Origin of the sequence: Pseudomonas cucumis (assembly GCF_030687935.1) — a bacterium.
Lineage (GTDB): Bacteria > Pseudomonadota > Gammaproteobacteria > Pseudomonadales > Pseudomonadaceae > Aquipseudomonas > Aquipseudomonas cucumis.
In genome coordinates this window covers 2,373,177-2,388,148 of sequence record NZ_CP117454.1, presented here as the reverse complement: position 1 = coordinate 2,388,148, position 14,972 = coordinate 2,373,177, and the positions used below count along the sequence as shown (strand labels likewise).

Genomic DNA, 14,972 nt, shown 5'->3' with positions numbered 1-14,972 from the left:
CCGCTGGAGTGCAATCCATGAGCCTTTTCTCTGCCCACCTGTTGTCTTGGAGCGCCCTGCTGCTGGTGCTCGACGCCCTGCTCTGGCACCTCGTCCCGTTCAAGCATCGCGCGCCAAAGGTCGGTGTGCGGCTGGTGCTGTTTCTGGCGTTCAGCGCGCTGATTATCAACGCTGGCGTCAGTCCGTTGCAGACACCGTTGATTGCCGATGACCCGGTGGCGCAACTCGGTGCAACGGCGCTGGGGATTATCTGGTGGTTGTACGCCGCACGGGTGCTCACCGAGGTGTTCGGTCTGGTGCTGATGCGTCGCATAGGTCACAGCGGCCGTTTGCTGCAGGACGTGATCGGTGCGCTGGTGTTTCTGGCCTCCATCGTCGCGGCTGCCGGTTATGTGCTGGATCTGCCGGTCAAGGGTCTGCTGGCGACTTCCGGCGTGTTCGCCATCGTGGTCGGTCTGGCGTTGCAGAGTACGTTGGCTGACGTGTTCTCCGGCATCGTGCTGAACACCACCAAACCCTATCAGGTGGACGACTTTGTGATGATCGATGGCGTCGAAGGCAAAGTGCTGGACATCAACTGGCGCGCTACGCACCTGTTGAGCAGCGCCGGCACGATGGCCGTGGTGCCGAACTCGGTGGCGGCCAAGGCCAAGATCGTCAACCTCAGCCGCCCGAACAACCTGCACGGGGTGTCGATCAGCATCAAGGTGCCGAACCACATCCGCCCACGCCGGGTGCTCGACGCCCTCGACCGCACGCTGCAAGGCAGCAGCAACCTGTTGCTGTCGCCCGCGCCAAAGGCGGTGTTGAAAGAGGCCGGCGAAGAGATGTCCGAATACGTGGCCAGCGGTTTCATCGCCGAGCTGGGCAAGAAAAGCGACGTGCGCAATCAACTGTTCGACCTCGCCCATCGCCATCTGGAAGCGGCGGGCATCTCGCGACACCCCGACGGCGTGATCGAACCCTCGACCCGCGCCCGCGCGCTGCTCGATGAAGTGAAGATTTTCCGCTCGCTGAGCCATGAGGAACGTGACCGCCTCGCCGAATCGATGGTCGCGCAACAATACGCCGCAGGCCAAGTGGTGCTGGAACTGGATGAAGTGCCGGACAGCCTGTTCGTGATCGCCACCGGCGTCGTCAGCGCCAGCGTACCGGACGGCAATGGTTTCACCGAAGCCGGTCGCATGGGGCCGAGTGAAGTGATGGGGGAACAGAGCATCCTGGCCGATACGCCGTCGCAGGCGACGTTCACCGCGCTGACGTCTTCGATCATCTACCGTCTCGACAAGCACCTGACCCGTCAGTGCATGGAACAGCGCAGCGAAGTGGGCCGGGCGTTGAACAAATTGCAGGCGGTGCGGCAGCAGAACAGTCAGCTGGCGTTGATGGCCAAACCGGCGCCGATCAGGAAAGGTGGTTTTTTGGGATGGTTGCAGAAGCGCTGATGCATCGCAGATTCAACCAGCACAAAAAATGCCCGCACATCGGCGGGCATTTTTCTTCTGCGCCTTACTTGGCAGTGAACTTGGTGTAGCTGTTGATCAGGTTACGGTAGTTCGGCAGACGCTGGGACAGCAGGTTAGCCAGGCCTTCCATGTCGTTGCGCCAATCGCCTTGCAGTTCGCAGGCCACGGAGAACCAGTTCAGCAGGTGTGCACCCGCCGCCGACATCCGCGCCCACGCTGCTTGTTGCACGGTGGTGTTGAAGGTGCCGGAAGCATCGGTCACCACAAACACCTCAAAGCCTTCGGCAATGGCCGACAGGGTCGGGAACGCCACGCAGACGTCGGTCACCACACCGGCGATGATCAGTTGCTTGCGGCCGGTAGCCTTGATTGCCTTGACGAAATCCTCGTTGTCCCAGGCATTGATCTGGCCCGGACGAGCAATGAACGGAGCGTCCGGAAACTGCTCTTTGAGCTCCGGCACGATCGGGCCGTTCGGGCCGCTGTCGAAACTGGTGGTAAGGATGGTCGGCAGGTTGAAGAACTTGGCGATGTCGCCCAAGGCCAGCACGTTGTTCTTGAATTCGTTGGGCGAGAAATCCTGTACCAGCGAGATCAGGCCGGTCTGGTGATCGACCAGCAGCACAACGGCGTCATCTTTGTTCAGACGTTTGTAAGGAACGTTGCTCATGTGAAACTCCTCGGAGGATGGACGTTGCTCAGGGCGCCGACACACGAGGTCGGCGCTTTTTTAATCACTAGAAAGCAAAACACGAGCAGCCAAACGCGCCCCAGAATCCCTGGAAATCGCTGACCGGCGCATTCGACAAACGCGCCCGTTCATGGCTGTGGGAATGCACCGCGCACGGCCCGCTGCAATGGTGAACCTGCGCCTGCATCGGCGAAGCCGGACGCCAGTGACCCGGCACCTTGACCACCGGCGACCAGTCCGGCAGCACCGGCACGCTGGCCGGCCCCAGTTTTTCGAAATCTCCGGCGGCGTACACCACCTTGCCACCGACTACGGTCAGCACCGATTCGATCCACTTGATGGCTTCCTCCTCGACGCTGAAGAAGTCCGCGCTCAGAGCGGCGACGTCTGCCAGTTGGCCAACTTTGATCTGGCCTTTCTTGCCCTGTTCCGACGAAAACCAGGCACTGCCATGGGTGAACAGTTCCAGCGCGGTCTGCCGGGGCAGGCCTTCGCTGTGCAGCGCCAGGCCACCGACGGTGCGACCGCTGACCATCCAGTACAACGAGGTCCATGGATTGTAGCTGGACACCCGCGTCGCATCGGTGCCGGCGCCGACCGGTACACCCTCGGCCAGCATGCGCTTGATCGGTGGCGTGTTTTCGGCGGCCTTGGTGCCATAACGCTCGGCGAAATATTCACCCTGGAACGCCATGCGATCCTGAATCGCAATACCACCGCCCAACGCCCTCACTCGCTCGATGTTTTGCGGGGTGATGGTTTCGGCATGGTCGAAAAACCACGGCAAGCCGTTGAACGGAATGTCGCGGTTGACCTTCTCGAACACGTCGAGCATGCGGCTGATTGATTCGTTGTAAGTGGCGTGCAGACGGAACGGCCAGCGCTGTTCCACCAGATGGCGGACCACCGGTTCCAGCTCCTGCTCCATGGTCTGCGGCAGGTCCGGACGCGGTTCGAGGAAGTCTTCGAAATCCGCCGCCGAGAACACCAGCATCTCGCCGGCGCCGTTGTGCCGCAGGAAGTCGTCGCCCTGATGCAACTTGACGCTGCCGGTCCAGTTCTGGAAATCGGTCAGTTCTTCCTTGGGTTTTTGGGTGAACAGGTTGTAGGCAATGCGCACGGTCAGTTGGTCATCTTTCGCCAACTGCTCGATCACCTGGTAATCGTCCGGGTAATTCTGGAAACCACCACCGGCATCGATCGCGCTGGTCAGGCCGAGGCGGTTGAGTTCGCGCATGAACTGGCGGGTCGAGTTGACCTGATACTCCAGCGGCAACTTCGGTCCCTTGGCCAGGGTCGAGTACAGGATCATCGCATTCGGGCGGGCGACCAGCATGCCGGTCGGATTGCCGTTGGCATCACGCACGATTTCGCCACCCGGCGGGTTCGGCGTGTCGCGGGTGTAACCGGCAACCCGCAATGCCGCGCGGTTGAGCAAGGCGCGGTCATACAAATGCAGTACGAACACCGGGGTGTCGGGCGCTGCTTGGTTGAGTTCTTCCAGGGTCGGCATGCGTTTTTCGGCAAACTGGAATTCGTTCCAGCCCCCCACCACCCGTACCCATTGCGGTGTCGGTGTGCGGTCGGCTTGTTCCTTGAGCATGCGCAAGGCATCGGCCAGGGACGGCACGCCTTCCCAGCGCAGTTCGAGGTTGTAGTTCAAACCGCCACGAATCAGGTGCAAGTGCGAGTCGTTGAGGCCGGGGATGACGCAGCGGCCCTTGAGGTCGATCACTTGGGTGCCCGAGCCGCGCAGGGCCATCGCCTCTGCATCGTTGCCGACCGCGACAAAGCGCCCGTCCTTGATCGCCACGGCACTGGCCAGCGGTTTTTCCCGGTCTACGGTATGAAATTGGCCATTGAACAGAATCAAATCGGCGTTCATCGCAGTTCCTTCGTCATCAGTGAAATGAAGCAAAAAAGCGCCAGCTCAGCGCGGCGAATTTGCGTTGGATTCGAGGTGCTCCCGTGGCTGACTGGCCGTCAGCCACGGCGCAAACAAGCGAGTCGCGGCCGGCATGCACACGTACACCACCGACACCACGATGGTCAGGGTGATCAGGAACGTGGCGACCACGTAGTTGGAGAGAAAAGCGTTGAGTTTGAGCAGCGGCCCCCAGAGCAGCGGCACCAGCAAGGTGTGCGGCAGAATCACCAGCAACGTCACCACAGCCTGCTTCCAGCGCGGCGGTGGCGAGGCGGCATCGGCCAGCGGCGCGAACCAGAATTCGTTGACCGGGTTGACCTCGGTCTGGTCGCCGTCGGCCAGCATCGGCGCGGCTTCATCGATCAACGACTGACGTTGCGGCGAATCGAGCCAGCGCTGCATGGCCTCGGTGGAGCAAAAGCGCAGCACGCAGGTGAACATGTCCAGGCCAGCATTCTTGCCGCGGATCACGTCCACGCCCAGATGTCCTTCCGTGCGCCCCGCTACGCTGACAATGTTGCGCAGCCAGGCTTCATAGGCCGCTTCGAAGCCGGCCTTGACCCGGTGCTTGACGATCAGCGTCACGATCTCATCGGACCCCGGCGCTTTTTGAGTTTGGGCTTCAGACATAACGGAGCACTCCGGGCAAACGGACATTGAGCGCCAGCCGTCCAGGCCCGGCGATAAACACAGAGGTGAAGATGATCAACAACAGCCAGCCGAACTGCCCTTCGGCCACACTCCACTGCGGGTGCACGACCAGCAGCGCCACCAGCAGCACAAACAGAATAGGCAAGCACGCCAATCGCGCCAGGACACCGGCGACGATCAATAGCGGGCACAGGACTTCGGCGAAAATCGCCAGGCTCAGGGTGAGATGGGCGCCGAGGTGGAATGGGTCTTCGATGCGTTGCAACTCGGCGCTGAAGTTCAGCAGCTTGGGCAAGCCGTGCACCCACAACAGAAACAGCCCGCCGCTGACCCGCAGAAACAGCAGCCCGACATCCCGCGCCTGTTCATCCCGTTGCGAAGCGTTCATGGCTCACCCTTGTTCAATCACTGGCCTGAATAGTGCCGCCAAGGGGTGGGGAAAAATTGAATGTACGTGCTCTCTTTGCCCCGACACACCGAACGCCCAAACGACACAAAACCCTGTGGGAGCGGGCTTGCCCGCGAATAGGGTGTGTCATTCAACAGTGATGTCGACTGACCCGACGCCATCGCGGGCAAGCCCGCTCCCACAGGGTTTTGTGCGTGCTCACTACTGCTCAGGCACAAAAAAACGGCCCGAAGGCCGTTTCGTATTGAATCCGCTCAGACGGCCGGGGCTGCCTTCAGCTCCAGACTATCCAGCGCCCGACTCACCGCCAGTTCACCCAGCATGATGAGCTGCGCGACGCCCAGTATCGTATTGCGCTGCGGCCCCTCCAGAAACCCGGCGCAGTCACTGGCGATCACCTTGGCCGAGGCAAAGGACTCGCTGGCATTGGCCAGTAGCTCTTCGATGTCGATGCCCGGGGCGACGGTGTAAATCGTGCTCGGTTTGCGCGGGGGCTTGGGGTCGGACGGTTTGAGGTAGTGATCGAGGGCGCGTTCGGCGGCTTCGTTGAGTTTTTTGGGATCGAGGGGATCGTAGGGGGAAACGTCGTCGGTTTCTGGCGGGTTGGGTGTGGCTTTGAACATGGTGAATCTCCTTTGGAAAATAGCACCACCAGAACCTGTCGCTAAACAAGTAAGGGTGGCGACTGTATGCAGGTTAGCGAACCGGTCAAAGGCACCCGGTAGACCCGAGGGTCTCCCGCATACAGCCACCATAACGTAATTGCAGACGTCAAAAGTCGGCAATAAAGTCTGGAGCATTGATGCACTTTGAATAGTCCGAGTCGCTAAACCCGATCGCTGATTGGCAGCGATGCGGAAACGATAAAGACCAGGTCCAAAGCGCACAAGCCGGCGGATTCTGGCGCAGTCGTAGGCAACGGCGCAAGGATCTGTAGCTTTCAGGAAGTAACGTTAAACACTATTAAACACAGCCCTCGAATCAACACACATTCCCTGTGGGAGCGGGCTTGCCCGCGATAGCGGTCTGCCAGTCGATATCAATGCAGGATGTGCCGGCCTCATCGCGGGCAAGCCCGCGCCCACAGGGTTTGAGGGGTTTTGAAGAGCTGTATTTACAGCCCTGGAATATCCAGCGACACCGACATGAATTGACTGATCCGTGACCGCAGCCATTTCTCGGCAGGATCGTTGTCATGCACCCCGCTCCAGGCCATCGACAACTGCGCGGCGTCGATAGGAAACGGCGGATCTTCGGCGCGCAACGCGCAGCCTTCAACCAACGCACATGCGGCGTAATCCGGGACAGTAGCGATCATTTCCGTGCCGGCGAGCAACGCGCGCAACCCACTGAACTGCGGCACACCCAGTACCACGCGGCGGGTGCGACCGACCTTGGCCAGGTCGAGGTCGATGTTGCCGCTCAGGTCGCCGGAGAACGACACCATCGCATGCGGACGGGCGCAGTATTCGTCCAGCGTCAGCGGCCCCGGGCGGTCATCGCCGCGCAGGACTTTGCAGGGGATGTCGCGCAGCTTTTTGCGTTTGGCATTGGCCGGCAGGTCAGTGGTGTAGCTCACCCCCACCGAGATTTCTCCCGACGCCAGCAATGCCGGCATCAGCAGATAGTTGGCGCGGCGCACCACGACCACGATCCCCGGCGCCTCTTCCTGCAACTGGCGCAGCAACGGCGGAAACAGACCGAACTCGGCATCGTCCGACAACCCGATGCGGAACACGTCGCAACTGGTGGCCGGGTCGAATTCCTTGGCCCGGCTGACCGCCCCGGAGATGGTGTCCATCGCCGGTTGCAGCTCCTTGAGAATCGCCAGTGCCCGTGCCGTCGGCTCCATCCCGCGACCGTTGCGCAGCAACAACGGATCGTCGAACAGATCACGCAGCCGCCCCAGCGCAGCGCTCACTGCCGGTTGGCCCATGAAGAGTTTTTCGGCGACCCGGGTCAGGTTCTTTTCGAACATCAAGGCTTCGAAAATCACCAGCAGGTTCATGTCGACGCGGCGCAGATCGTTACGGTTCATGGGCAGGGTTCCTTTGGTGTTCAGCCAGGCGCGAGTCTGTCGGACTTTACTCGATCATCGGCACTTTCGCCGCTCGTTTGTAAGGCCCGTACTCGATGGGTACCCACTGGAAATGCTTGTCCACTGCGCTGATATGGCCGACACCCGGAAACGGCAAATGCGCCGCCGTGACCCAGATCTTGCTGACCGCCGCATCGCTGAACACCTTGGCGCGGCTCTTGATCGCTTGCTGACTGTCGACGTCGAAACGAATCGATACCTCGGGATGCTCGAACTGCACCGCGAGGTTATGCACCAGATCGCCCATGAACAAAATACTCTGGCCCTGGGAGTTGAACCGATACGTGGTACTGCCCGGTGTGTGCCCGGCCTCCAGCTCGGTATCGACAACGCCCGGCACTGGCGAGTGCCCGGCAGCAAAGGTCTTGAAGCGGCCCGCCGCGATATACGGCGCGGTGGAGTCCTGGGCGATCTTGAAGAACTCCCTGGCGCCGGCCGGTGCCTTGGCCATGGCCTGCGGGTCAAGCCAGTAATCGGCTTCGGCCTTGGCCGCGTAGACCGTTGCGTTGGCGAACACGGGCTTGCGCTGCCCATCCACCAACCCGCATACATGATCCAGATGCAAGTGGGTGAGCAGAATGGTATCGACCTGTTCTGGCTGATAACCGGCGGCTTTCATGTTCGCCGACAGCTGGCCCGCCGTGGCACCGATGCACTGCCCCGCCCCGGTGTCCACCAGAATCAATTGTTTGCCGGTGTTCACCAAAAACGCGTTGAACGCGGTTTGCACCCCCGGTGTTTCAATCGAGCGGCGAACCAGCAACGCGCGGATCTGGTCTTGGGTCAGCCCCTCGAGCAGTTTGGGCGACAGGTCGTTGTAGCCATCAAACAACGCCGTCACTTCGTAGTCACCCACCGCGAGCCGGTAATAACCGGGCACCTGAGTGTTCTCCTGAGCCGGTGCCTGGGCCAGGCTGGTGCCGGACATCAGCGCCAATGCCAAGCCGAGTCCGCCCAGCATGCAAACGCGCGAATGCTTCATGAGATCTCCCTTGATCGAGTCAGAAAATGCGGCCCTGCCCAGGCCGCCACACGTCGTCAATCTTGCATGACCGTGCATTGGCTCGAATTGCAGCGATGTGCTCAGTTGGCGCATTTTCAGCCTTCAGCCTGACTGCGGAATTAACAACGTTTAACTCGCAAGCCAAAGCCCCCGCGACCAAGAATGAGCCTTCTGCGCAGACTTGTTTTTTAGACAAGGGAACGTGCTGGCTAACCGCGCAGTGCACCCGCGCGCGCCCATCGACACGGACATTGGCCATGGCTCACTTTCAGCAAAACGCAATCAAAGCGTGTGCCATTGAAACGCAAAAAAAAACCACGGGCGGCCTTAGCCCCTGGCGTGAAACCCTGGTCAAGCAACTGATCCTCGACCACCTCGGCGACACCCTGGAAGTGACCGAGCTGGCACGGGCCTGCGCCCTGTCACGCAGTCATTTTTCCCGCGCGTTCAAGTGCAGCACCGGCCTTTCGCCGCAGGACTGGATTCGTCAGCAACGGATCGCCCGGGCCAAGCAGCTGATCCAGAATACCGACCTGACCCTGACGCAAATCAGCCTGGAATGCGGCTTCTGCGACCAGGCACATTTCTCGCATATCTTTACCCGCAGCGAAGGCGTTACACCGTTTGCCTGGCGCTGCCGTGCCATGCGTACTCTTCCCTCTCTCGACAGCAAAAGATCGCGGCCTTCGCCAGCGCCTACGGGCATTCACATGACCCTGTAGGCGCCGGCGCAGTCCGCGATCTTTTGATGTTGATCAGCCCTTGATGAACGCCAGCAGATCTTCGTTGAGCTGATCCTTGTGGGTATCGGTCAGGCCGTGCGGGGCTCCCGGATAGACTTTCAATGTGGAGCCCTTGACCAGCTTCGCCGAGGCGATGCCTGCGGCTTCGATCGGCACCACCTGGTCGTCGTCGCCATGCACCACCAGGGTCGGCACGTCGAACTTCTTCAGGTCTTCGGTGAAGTCGGTTTCAGAGAACGCCTTGATGCAGTCGTACGCGTTCTTGTGGCCGGAAGCCATGCCCTGCAGCCAGAACCAGTCGATCATGCCCTGGGACGGCTTGGCGCCCGGCCGGTTGAAACCGAAGAACGGACCGCTGGCCAGATCCTTGTACAGTTGCGAACGGTCGACCAACGACGCCTGACGAATACCGTCGAACACTTCCATTGGCAGGCCGCCCGGATTGGCCTCGGTCTTGAGCATCAACGGCGGCACCGAAGAAATCAGTCCGGCCTTGGCCACGCGGCCGGTGCCATGGCGACCGATGTAGCGCGCCACTTCGCCACCGCCGGTGGAGAAGCCAAAGAGTACGGCGTTTTGCAGATCCAGATGCTCGATCAACTGCGCCAGGTCATCGGCGTAGGTATCCATTTCGTTGCCGAACCATGGCTGGCTCGAACGACCGTGACCACGGCGGTCATGGGCGATGACCCGGTAGCCCTTGGAGGCCAGGAAGATCATCTGCGACTCCCAACTGTCGGCATTCAACGGCCAACCGTGGCTGAAGACGATCGGCTGACCGGTGCCCCAGTCCTTGTAGTAAATCTCGGTGCCGTCTCGGGTGGTGAAGGTGCTCATTTTGATTCTCCTGATGCATGGGGTTTACGACGGTTAATAAGAGGTATGAGCCATTCGCTCGGCCAGGCGCGCCACCCGCTCGCCCAAATGTGCGGCAGTGCGGCGGTCTTCCAGGGGCGGTGCAAATTCAGGGGATTGCTCGACGTTCGATTGGGCCATGGCCCCCAGCGAGCTGCCGAGCCGGTTCAACTGCCCGTCGAACACGCCGATGCTGCTGCGCGCCGGCAGCAGGTCGAGGCCGACCCAGATCATCGAATGCTGCGCAGCGAACACCGACATCTGCAGCAAGGTGTTGAGCTTGTCGCCACACAGACAGCCGGAGTTGGTGAACCCGGCGGCGAGCTTGTCGCGCCAGGGTTGGGCCAGGTAGAACGACGCGGTGGCCTCCATGAAACCCTTGAAGGCTGCCGAGGCGCTGCCCATGTAAGTGGGGGCGCCGAAGATGATTGCATCGGCACGGTGCAAGCGTTCCCAGTGAACGTCCACTTCCTCGACCGGAATCAGTCGACAGGTACTGCCCGGGTGCCGCTCCACACCCTGGCCCACGGCCTCGGCCATGACCCGGGTGTGGCCGTAGCCGCTGTGATAGACCACCACCACGTTGCTCATTCCGGCTCCTCCAGAAGTGTTCATCCTTTCTGCGGCACGCTTTTTGTTGCTTGAAGGCCGATACCTTCGGCTAATTGAAGAAATGGATTTTTAAGCGTAGACCGGACACAGCACGAGTTAAACGTTGTTAATTTTCTACCGTGCACCCGACACCGCATTGCGCTGCCGAAAAAACCTGAGGAACATGCCGGATACCGCGTGATAGACGGATGCAAGCAGGAGTGACCCGTTGACCCTTTCTCCCGAACAGGCCCTCCATTTCGGCCCTTACCGGATCTACCCCGGACAACGCCTGGTGATGGAGGCCGACCAGCCCCTGCGCCTGGGCAGCCGAGCCATGGACATTCTGTTGATCCTGCTCGAACACGCCGGGCAGGTGGTGAGCAAGCAGCAACTGATCGCCCGGGTGTGGCCCAAAAGCGTGGTGGAAGACATCAATCTGCGGGTGCACATGGCGGCACTGCGCAAAGCCCTCGGCGACGGTCAGACAGGCCAGCGTTACATCGTCACCGTTGCCCAGCGCGGCTACAGTTTTGTCGCGCCGTTTTCCCTGGAGCCCATCGAACAGCGCCCCCAAAACACGCCCCCTGAATCGAGCAGTCATAACCTGCCAGTCCGTCGGACCCGCATGATCGGTCGCCAGGCGCTGGTCGACAGCCTGTTGGCGCAACTGTCGCGACAGCGTTTCATCACCCTCGTGGGCCCCGGCGGGATCGGCAAGACGACCGTGGCCCTGCGCGTCGCCGAGCAACTGATTGGCCACTACCGAGACGGCATTCGCCTGCTGGACCTGGCACCGATCAACGACCCTGTGATGATCACCACGCACTTGGCAACGCTGCTGGATTTGTCCTTGCACGATGCCGAGCCCATGAGCGGTCTCGCCACGTTCCTGCGCGAACGGCAGATGCTGCTGGTCATCGACAATTGCGAACACCTGATCGATGCCATTGCGTTACTCAGCGAAAACATCCTGCGCGCGGCGCCCCAAGTGCACATTCTGGCCACCAGCCGCGAGAGCCTGCGGGCCGAAGGCGAATGCGTGCAACGCCTGGAATCGCTGGACTGCCCGCCTCCCATCGCCGTGCTCGACCGCACTCAGGCCCTGACGTTTTCGGCGCTGCAATTGTTTGTCGAGCGGGCGATGGCCAGCCACGACAGCTTCGAACTGAGCGAAGCCGAACTGCCGCTGGCGATTGAAATCTGCCGGCGCCTGGACGGCATACCGCTGGCGATCGAACTGGCGGCGGCGCAGGTTGGCAACCTGGGTTTGAGCGGCTTGCTGTCGCAACTGCAAGACAGCTTTCGCCTGCTCGCCCAAGGCTGCCCGACCACCATGGGCCGCCATCAGACCCTGCGCGCCACGCTGGACTGGAGCTTCGAACTGCTCAATGCCTGCGAGCAGACGTGCCTGCGCCGACTGGGGATATTCCGGGGCGCTTTTACCCTGGAATCGGCGGCTGCCGTGATTGTCGGCCAATACATCGAGCCCGATGTAGTGTTTGCCTCGATTACCCAATTGGTGGCCAAGTCATTGCTGAACGTGGAAGTCGGCGATGAAGAAGTGTTCTACCGTCTGCTCGACACCACGCGTGGCTATGCGCTGGAAAAACTCGACCAGGCCCAAGAGCTGGCGGACACCCGAGAGCGCCACGCCGAATGCTGCCTGGCCTTGATGCAGCAGGCGCAGAGTGATTGGGAACACACCCAGAGCGAGCGCTGGACCGAGCGTTACGCCCGCAGCCTGGACGACATTCGTGCAGTCCTGGATTGGGGCTTGAACGCTCAAGGGCCGCAGGCCTTGGTCATCCGTCTCGCCGCGACCTCGGCACCGCTCTGGCAAGAGCTGTCGCTGCTCAAGGAATACGGGGTGTACGTGCGCAAAGCCCTGGCGTTGCTCGAAGCGACGCACCAGCCCTGCCCGCGTTTGACCATGAACCTCAAGCTTGCCCTCGGCAGTTCCTGCTACCACACCCAGGGCAATAGCACCGAAGCCGTCGAAGCCTTCGTCAGCGCCAAACACCTGGCCGAACACTGCAACGATATGGCCGGTCAGCTCAAAGCGATTTCCGGGCACTTGGCGGTTGATCTTAGTTGCGGCCACTACCAACTGGCCCTGGAGCAGAGCCGACAATTCGAGCGATTGAGGCCACACGACGACGCGGTGACGGCCCTCAGCACCCAACGCTTGCGGGTCCTGGCCCTGCATTTTGCCGGGGATCAGGCACTGGCGCGGGAGAATGCCGAACAGGTCATTCAACGCCTGGCCCAGAGCGGCCAACTCAACCGTTTCACCCATGGTTTTGGCGTGCAATACGACCAGAGCGTGGCGGCCCTGACGATTCTGGCGCGCATTCTCTGGCTGCAAGGGCTCCCGGAAAAAGCCTGGCATACCGCACGACAGGCGCTCGACATCGCGATGCAAATCAATCATGGCACGTCCATCTGCTACACCCTGGCGCTGTCCGGTTGCCTGATCGCCCACTACAATGGCAACACGCCGGTCGCCCGCGAGCTCCTGACCTTGCTGCTTGAGCAGGCGAAGAAACACTCGGTGCTGCTGTTCTACACTTGGGCCAAACATTACGCGCAGGTTATCGGGGGGGCCGATTCGCCCTCGTCACCGCGAGCGGACACCGGGTTGATCAAGGAAATCATGGTCACGCTGGACAGCCGTTTCATCGATGACGCGTTGCTGGAACGGGCCGAAAATGGCACGGCGGGCTGGAGCACGGCGGAGATTCTGCGGGCCCGGGCCGACGCGTTGGCGGTAGAAGATTTCAGCGCCGCCGAGGCAGTGCTGCTCAAGGCTTTAGCCGTGGCAAAAACCCAGGGAGCGCTGGCGTGGGAATTGCGCAGCGCCACGTCACTGGCCCAGTTGTGGCAACGTCAGGGGCTGTTCCGTCAGGCCCATGAGTTGCTGGCGCCGATTTACCAGCGTTTCACCGAAGGCTTTGCCACACCGGACCTGACGAAAGTCCGCCGGTTACTCGACGAGTTGCAGCGACACATGCCCGTTTGAGGTCCAGCGAGCCCGTCTGATGTAGCGGCTATGACGCAGTTCAAAGGTGCGCAAGTGACCGCTGTGCTCGAGTTTGTCCAGGACGTAGGTGCGCGTGGTGTTGAGAAAGCGGTAACGGGTCACGCCGCTGCCCTGCTCCACTGACAACAGCGATTTGCTCGCCAGCCGTTCCACGATTTCGACCAGACAGGTGGGCCGCAGCACCGCGCAACTGATCACGCCAATAGCCGCGTCCAGGGTGAACGCCATGTTGAACACCGCCAGCCGCTGCAGCACGGTTTGCTCCAAAGGACTCAGCCGTTCATAGCTCCAGTCCAGCGCCGCCTTGAGATTCTGATGCCGTGGCACAGCGGTCCGTCGGCCTTGGCTCAACAGCTGGAAACAGTTGTCGAGTTGCGCCTGCATTCCCACCAGCGCCAGCGCATCGATCTGCGCCGCCGCCAGCTCAATGGCCAGGGGCAGTCCGTCGAGTCGCCGACAGATTTCGCGCGCTGCCTTGAGGTCCTGTTGGCGCAGGACAAACCCTTGCTGACGGGCTCGGGCGCGACTGACCAACAGTTGCACGGCCGAATAGCCCATGGCTTCGGCCACGCTGTACAGCGCCGAAGGCGGCGGTACCTTCAGGGCCGGTAAGCGCAGGACTGTTTCCCCGACGGCTCGCAACGGTTCGCGACTGGTGGCGAGAATGGAGAGCCGTGGTGCCGAGGCCAGCAGATCGTCCACCACTGCCCGACAACGCTCGAGCAGGTGTTCGCAGTTGTCGAGCACCACCAAGGCATGCCGTTGTGCCAGCGCCGCCGTGCCGACATCCAGTTCCAACGTGCGCGACAGATGAGCGAGAAGTTGCGACGGGGCATCAATGCAGGCCAGATCAACCAGCCAGACACCGTCCCGATAGTGCTGCAACAGCAGCTCGGCCACGCGTAATGCCACGGTGGTCTTGCCGATGCCGGCGGGGCCGACCAGGGTCATGAAGCGCCGAACCGGCAACTGCCGGACCACACTGCCGACGATCGAGTCGCGACCGGTCACCGGTGTGAGCCGCGCAGGCAGGTTGTGTAGAGGCTTGTGCACGGTTTCGACCAGCACCGGCGTGCCCGCCCGGTCGCGCTGCACCGGGGCGATGAAGCTATAACCGCGTTGGGGAATATTAAGGATGTACGGTTGCCCGTTCGGCCCATCGCCAAGCGCTCGACGCAGAGCGGCGATGTGCACGCGCAGGTTGATTTCCTCGACCACCGAGGTCGGCCAGACATGGGCAATCAGCGCCTCTTTGCTGACCACCGCACCGGCGTGCTCGACCAGTACCTGCAAAATCTCCAGGGCCCGCCCACCCATGCGCAACGGCCGTTCACCGTCCAGGATCAGTCGCTGACGCAGGTGAAACACATAAGGCCCGAACCGCAGCACCGAATCGCTGTTTATATCTCTGAGGCTGTTCATGCACGTTCACGCGCTGAAAACCTGGCCCGGCTCAAGGTACTGAAAAACCGTCGCCCCCGTCCATCCAGATTCC

At 61.3% G+C, this 14,972-nt stretch carries 13 protein-coding genes; 3 read left to right on the top strand and 10 right to left on the bottom strand.

The genetic code is table 11. The features are described from left to right. Positions 1–17: 17 nt before the first annotated feature. Complete coding sequence (locus PSH97_RS10940; protein ID WP_305449178.1) at positions 18–1,445, top strand: mechanosensitive ion channel family protein; 1,428 nt, start codon at positions 18–20, stop codon at positions 1,443–1,445. A 64-nt stretch (positions 1,446–1,509) separates the two neighbouring features. On the opposite strand, the gene ycaC is transcribed toward PSH97_RS10940, so the two are convergent. From ycaC to PSH97_RS10900, 7 genes are all read right to left on the bottom strand, one after another. Further along, positions 1,510–2,136, bottom strand: a complete 627-nt coding sequence (gene ycaC, locus PSH97_RS10935) for an isochorismate family cysteine hydrolase YcaC (protein WP_008073343.1) — start codon at positions 2,134–2,136, stop codon at positions 1,510–1,512. A gap of 67 nt (positions 2,137–2,203) precedes the next feature. Then, positions 2,204–4,042, bottom strand: a complete 1,839-nt coding sequence (locus PSH97_RS10930) for an amidohydrolase (RefSeq protein WP_305449177.1) — start codon at positions 4,040–4,042, stop codon at positions 2,204–2,206. Between the two features lie 45 nt (positions 4,043–4,087). Continuing rightward, complete coding sequence (locus PSH97_RS10925; RefSeq protein WP_305449176.1) at positions 4,088–4,714, bottom strand: antibiotic biosynthesis monooxygenase; 627 nt, start codon at positions 4,712–4,714, stop codon at positions 4,088–4,090. Continuing rightward, positions 4,707–5,123, bottom strand: a complete 417-nt coding sequence (locus tag PSH97_RS10920; RefSeq protein ID WP_305449175.1) for a DoxX family protein — start codon at positions 5,121–5,123, stop codon at positions 4,707–4,709. Before PSH97_RS10920 ends, PSH97_RS10925 begins: the two co-directional genes overlap by 8 nt. Positions 5,124–5,398: 275 nt before the next feature. Then, positions 5,399–5,767, bottom strand: coding sequence for a DUF6124 family protein (locus PSH97_RS10910; RefSeq protein WP_305449174.1), 369 nt, complete (start codon positions 5,765–5,767; stop codon positions 5,399–5,401). A gap of 491 nt (positions 5,768–6,258) precedes the next feature. Beyond that, on the bottom strand, positions 6,259–7,182 hold the full coding sequence (locus PSH97_RS10905; RefSeq protein ID WP_305449173.1) for a LysR family transcriptional regulator: 924 nt from the start codon (positions 7,180–7,182) through the stop codon (positions 6,259–6,261). 46 nt (positions 7,183–7,228) lie between these two features. Continuing rightward, complete coding sequence (locus tag PSH97_RS10900; protein WP_305449172.1) at positions 7,229–8,224, bottom strand: MBL fold metallo-hydrolase; 996 nt, start codon at positions 8,222–8,224, stop codon at positions 7,229–7,231. A 278-nt stretch (positions 8,225–8,502) separates the two neighbouring features. On the opposite strand from PSH97_RS10900, the gene PSH97_RS10895 reads away from it, so the two are divergent. Then, entirely contained in the window at positions 8,503–8,967 is a 465-nt protein-coding gene (locus PSH97_RS10895) for a helix-turn-helix domain-containing protein (RefSeq protein ID WP_305449171.1), read from the top strand. Positions 8,968–9,000: 33 nt separating this feature from the next. On the opposite strand, the gene PSH97_RS10890 is transcribed toward PSH97_RS10895, so the two are convergent. Together PSH97_RS10890 and PSH97_RS10885 are read right to left on the bottom strand one after the other, a co-directional pair. Then, complete coding sequence (locus PSH97_RS10890; protein ID WP_007937066.1) at positions 9,001–9,825, bottom strand: alpha/beta fold hydrolase; 825 nt, start codon at positions 9,823–9,825, stop codon at positions 9,001–9,003. Between the two features lie 33 nt (positions 9,826–9,858). Next, positions 9,859–10,434: a flavodoxin family protein gene (locus PSH97_RS10885; RefSeq protein ID WP_305449170.1), complete on the bottom strand. Its 576-nt coding sequence runs from the start codon at positions 10,432–10,434 to the stop codon at positions 9,859–9,861. Positions 10,435–10,663: 229 nt separating this feature from the next. Here PSH97_RS10885 and PSH97_RS10880 point away from each other — a divergent pair, with 229 nt between their 5' ends. Continuing rightward, the gene (locus PSH97_RS10880; protein ID WP_305449169.1) at positions 10,664–13,456 is read left to right on the top strand and encodes an ATP-binding protein; all 2,793 of its coding nucleotides are present in this window, start codon (positions 10,664–10,666) and stop codon (positions 13,454–13,456) included. On the opposite strand, the gene PSH97_RS10875 is transcribed toward PSH97_RS10880, so the two are convergent. Further along, positions 13,421–14,899 (bottom strand): ATP-binding protein, encoded by a 1,479-nt coding sequence (locus tag PSH97_RS10875; protein WP_305449168.1) that lies wholly within the window; start codon positions 14,897–14,899, stop codon positions 13,421–13,423. The two genes, PSH97_RS10880 and PSH97_RS10875, sit on opposite strands and share 36 nt — an antisense overlap. Between the last annotated feature and the right edge of the window lie 73 nt (positions 14,900–14,972).

Excerpts from the sequence above, each read along its gene's own strand:
- PSH97_RS10895 (WP_305449171.1), top strand. The coding sequence starts at position 8,503 with ATGGCTCACTTTCAGCAAAACGCAATCAAAGCGTGTGCCATTGAAACG.
- PSH97_RS10905 (WP_305449173.1), bottom strand. The coding sequence starts at position 7,182 with ATGAACCGTAACGATCTGCGCCGCGTCGACATGAACCTGCTGGTGATT.
- PSH97_RS10910 (WP_305449174.1), bottom strand. The coding sequence starts at position 5,767 with ATGTTCAAAGCCACACCCAACCCGCCAGAAACCGACGACGTTTCCCCC.
- PSH97_RS10890 (WP_007937066.1), bottom strand. The coding sequence starts at position 9,825 with ATGAGCACCTTCACCACCCGAGACGGCACCGAGATTTACTACAAGGAC.
- PSH97_RS10900 (WP_305449172.1), bottom strand. The coding sequence starts at position 8,224 with ATGAAGCATTCGCGCGTTTGCATGCTGGGCGGACTCGGCTTGGCATTG.
- PSH97_RS10920 (WP_305449175.1), bottom strand. The coding sequence starts at position 5,123 with ATGAACGCTTCGCAACGGGATGAACAGGCGCGGGATGTCGGGCTGCTG.
- PSH97_RS10885 (WP_305449170.1), bottom strand. The coding sequence starts at position 10,434 with ATGAGCAACGTGGTGGTGGTCTATCACAGCGGCTACGGCCACACCCGG.
- PSH97_RS10875 (WP_305449168.1), bottom strand. The coding sequence starts at position 14,899 with ATGAACAGCCTCAGAGATATAAACAGCGATTCGGTGCTGCGGTTCGGG.
- ycaC (WP_008073343.1), bottom strand. The coding sequence starts at position 2,136 with ATGAGCAACGTTCCTTACAAACGTCTGAACAAAGATGACGCCGTTGTG.
- PSH97_RS10940 (WP_305449178.1), top strand. The coding sequence starts at position 18 with ATGAGCCTTTTCTCTGCCCACCTGTTGTCTTGGAGCGCCCTGCTGCTG.
- PSH97_RS10930 (WP_305449177.1), bottom strand. The coding sequence starts at position 4,042 with ATGAACGCCGATTTGATTCTGTTCAATGGCCAATTTCATACCGTAGAC.
- PSH97_RS10925 (WP_305449176.1), bottom strand. The coding sequence starts at position 4,714 with ATGTCTGAAGCCCAAACTCAAAAAGCGCCGGGGTCCGATGAGATCGTG.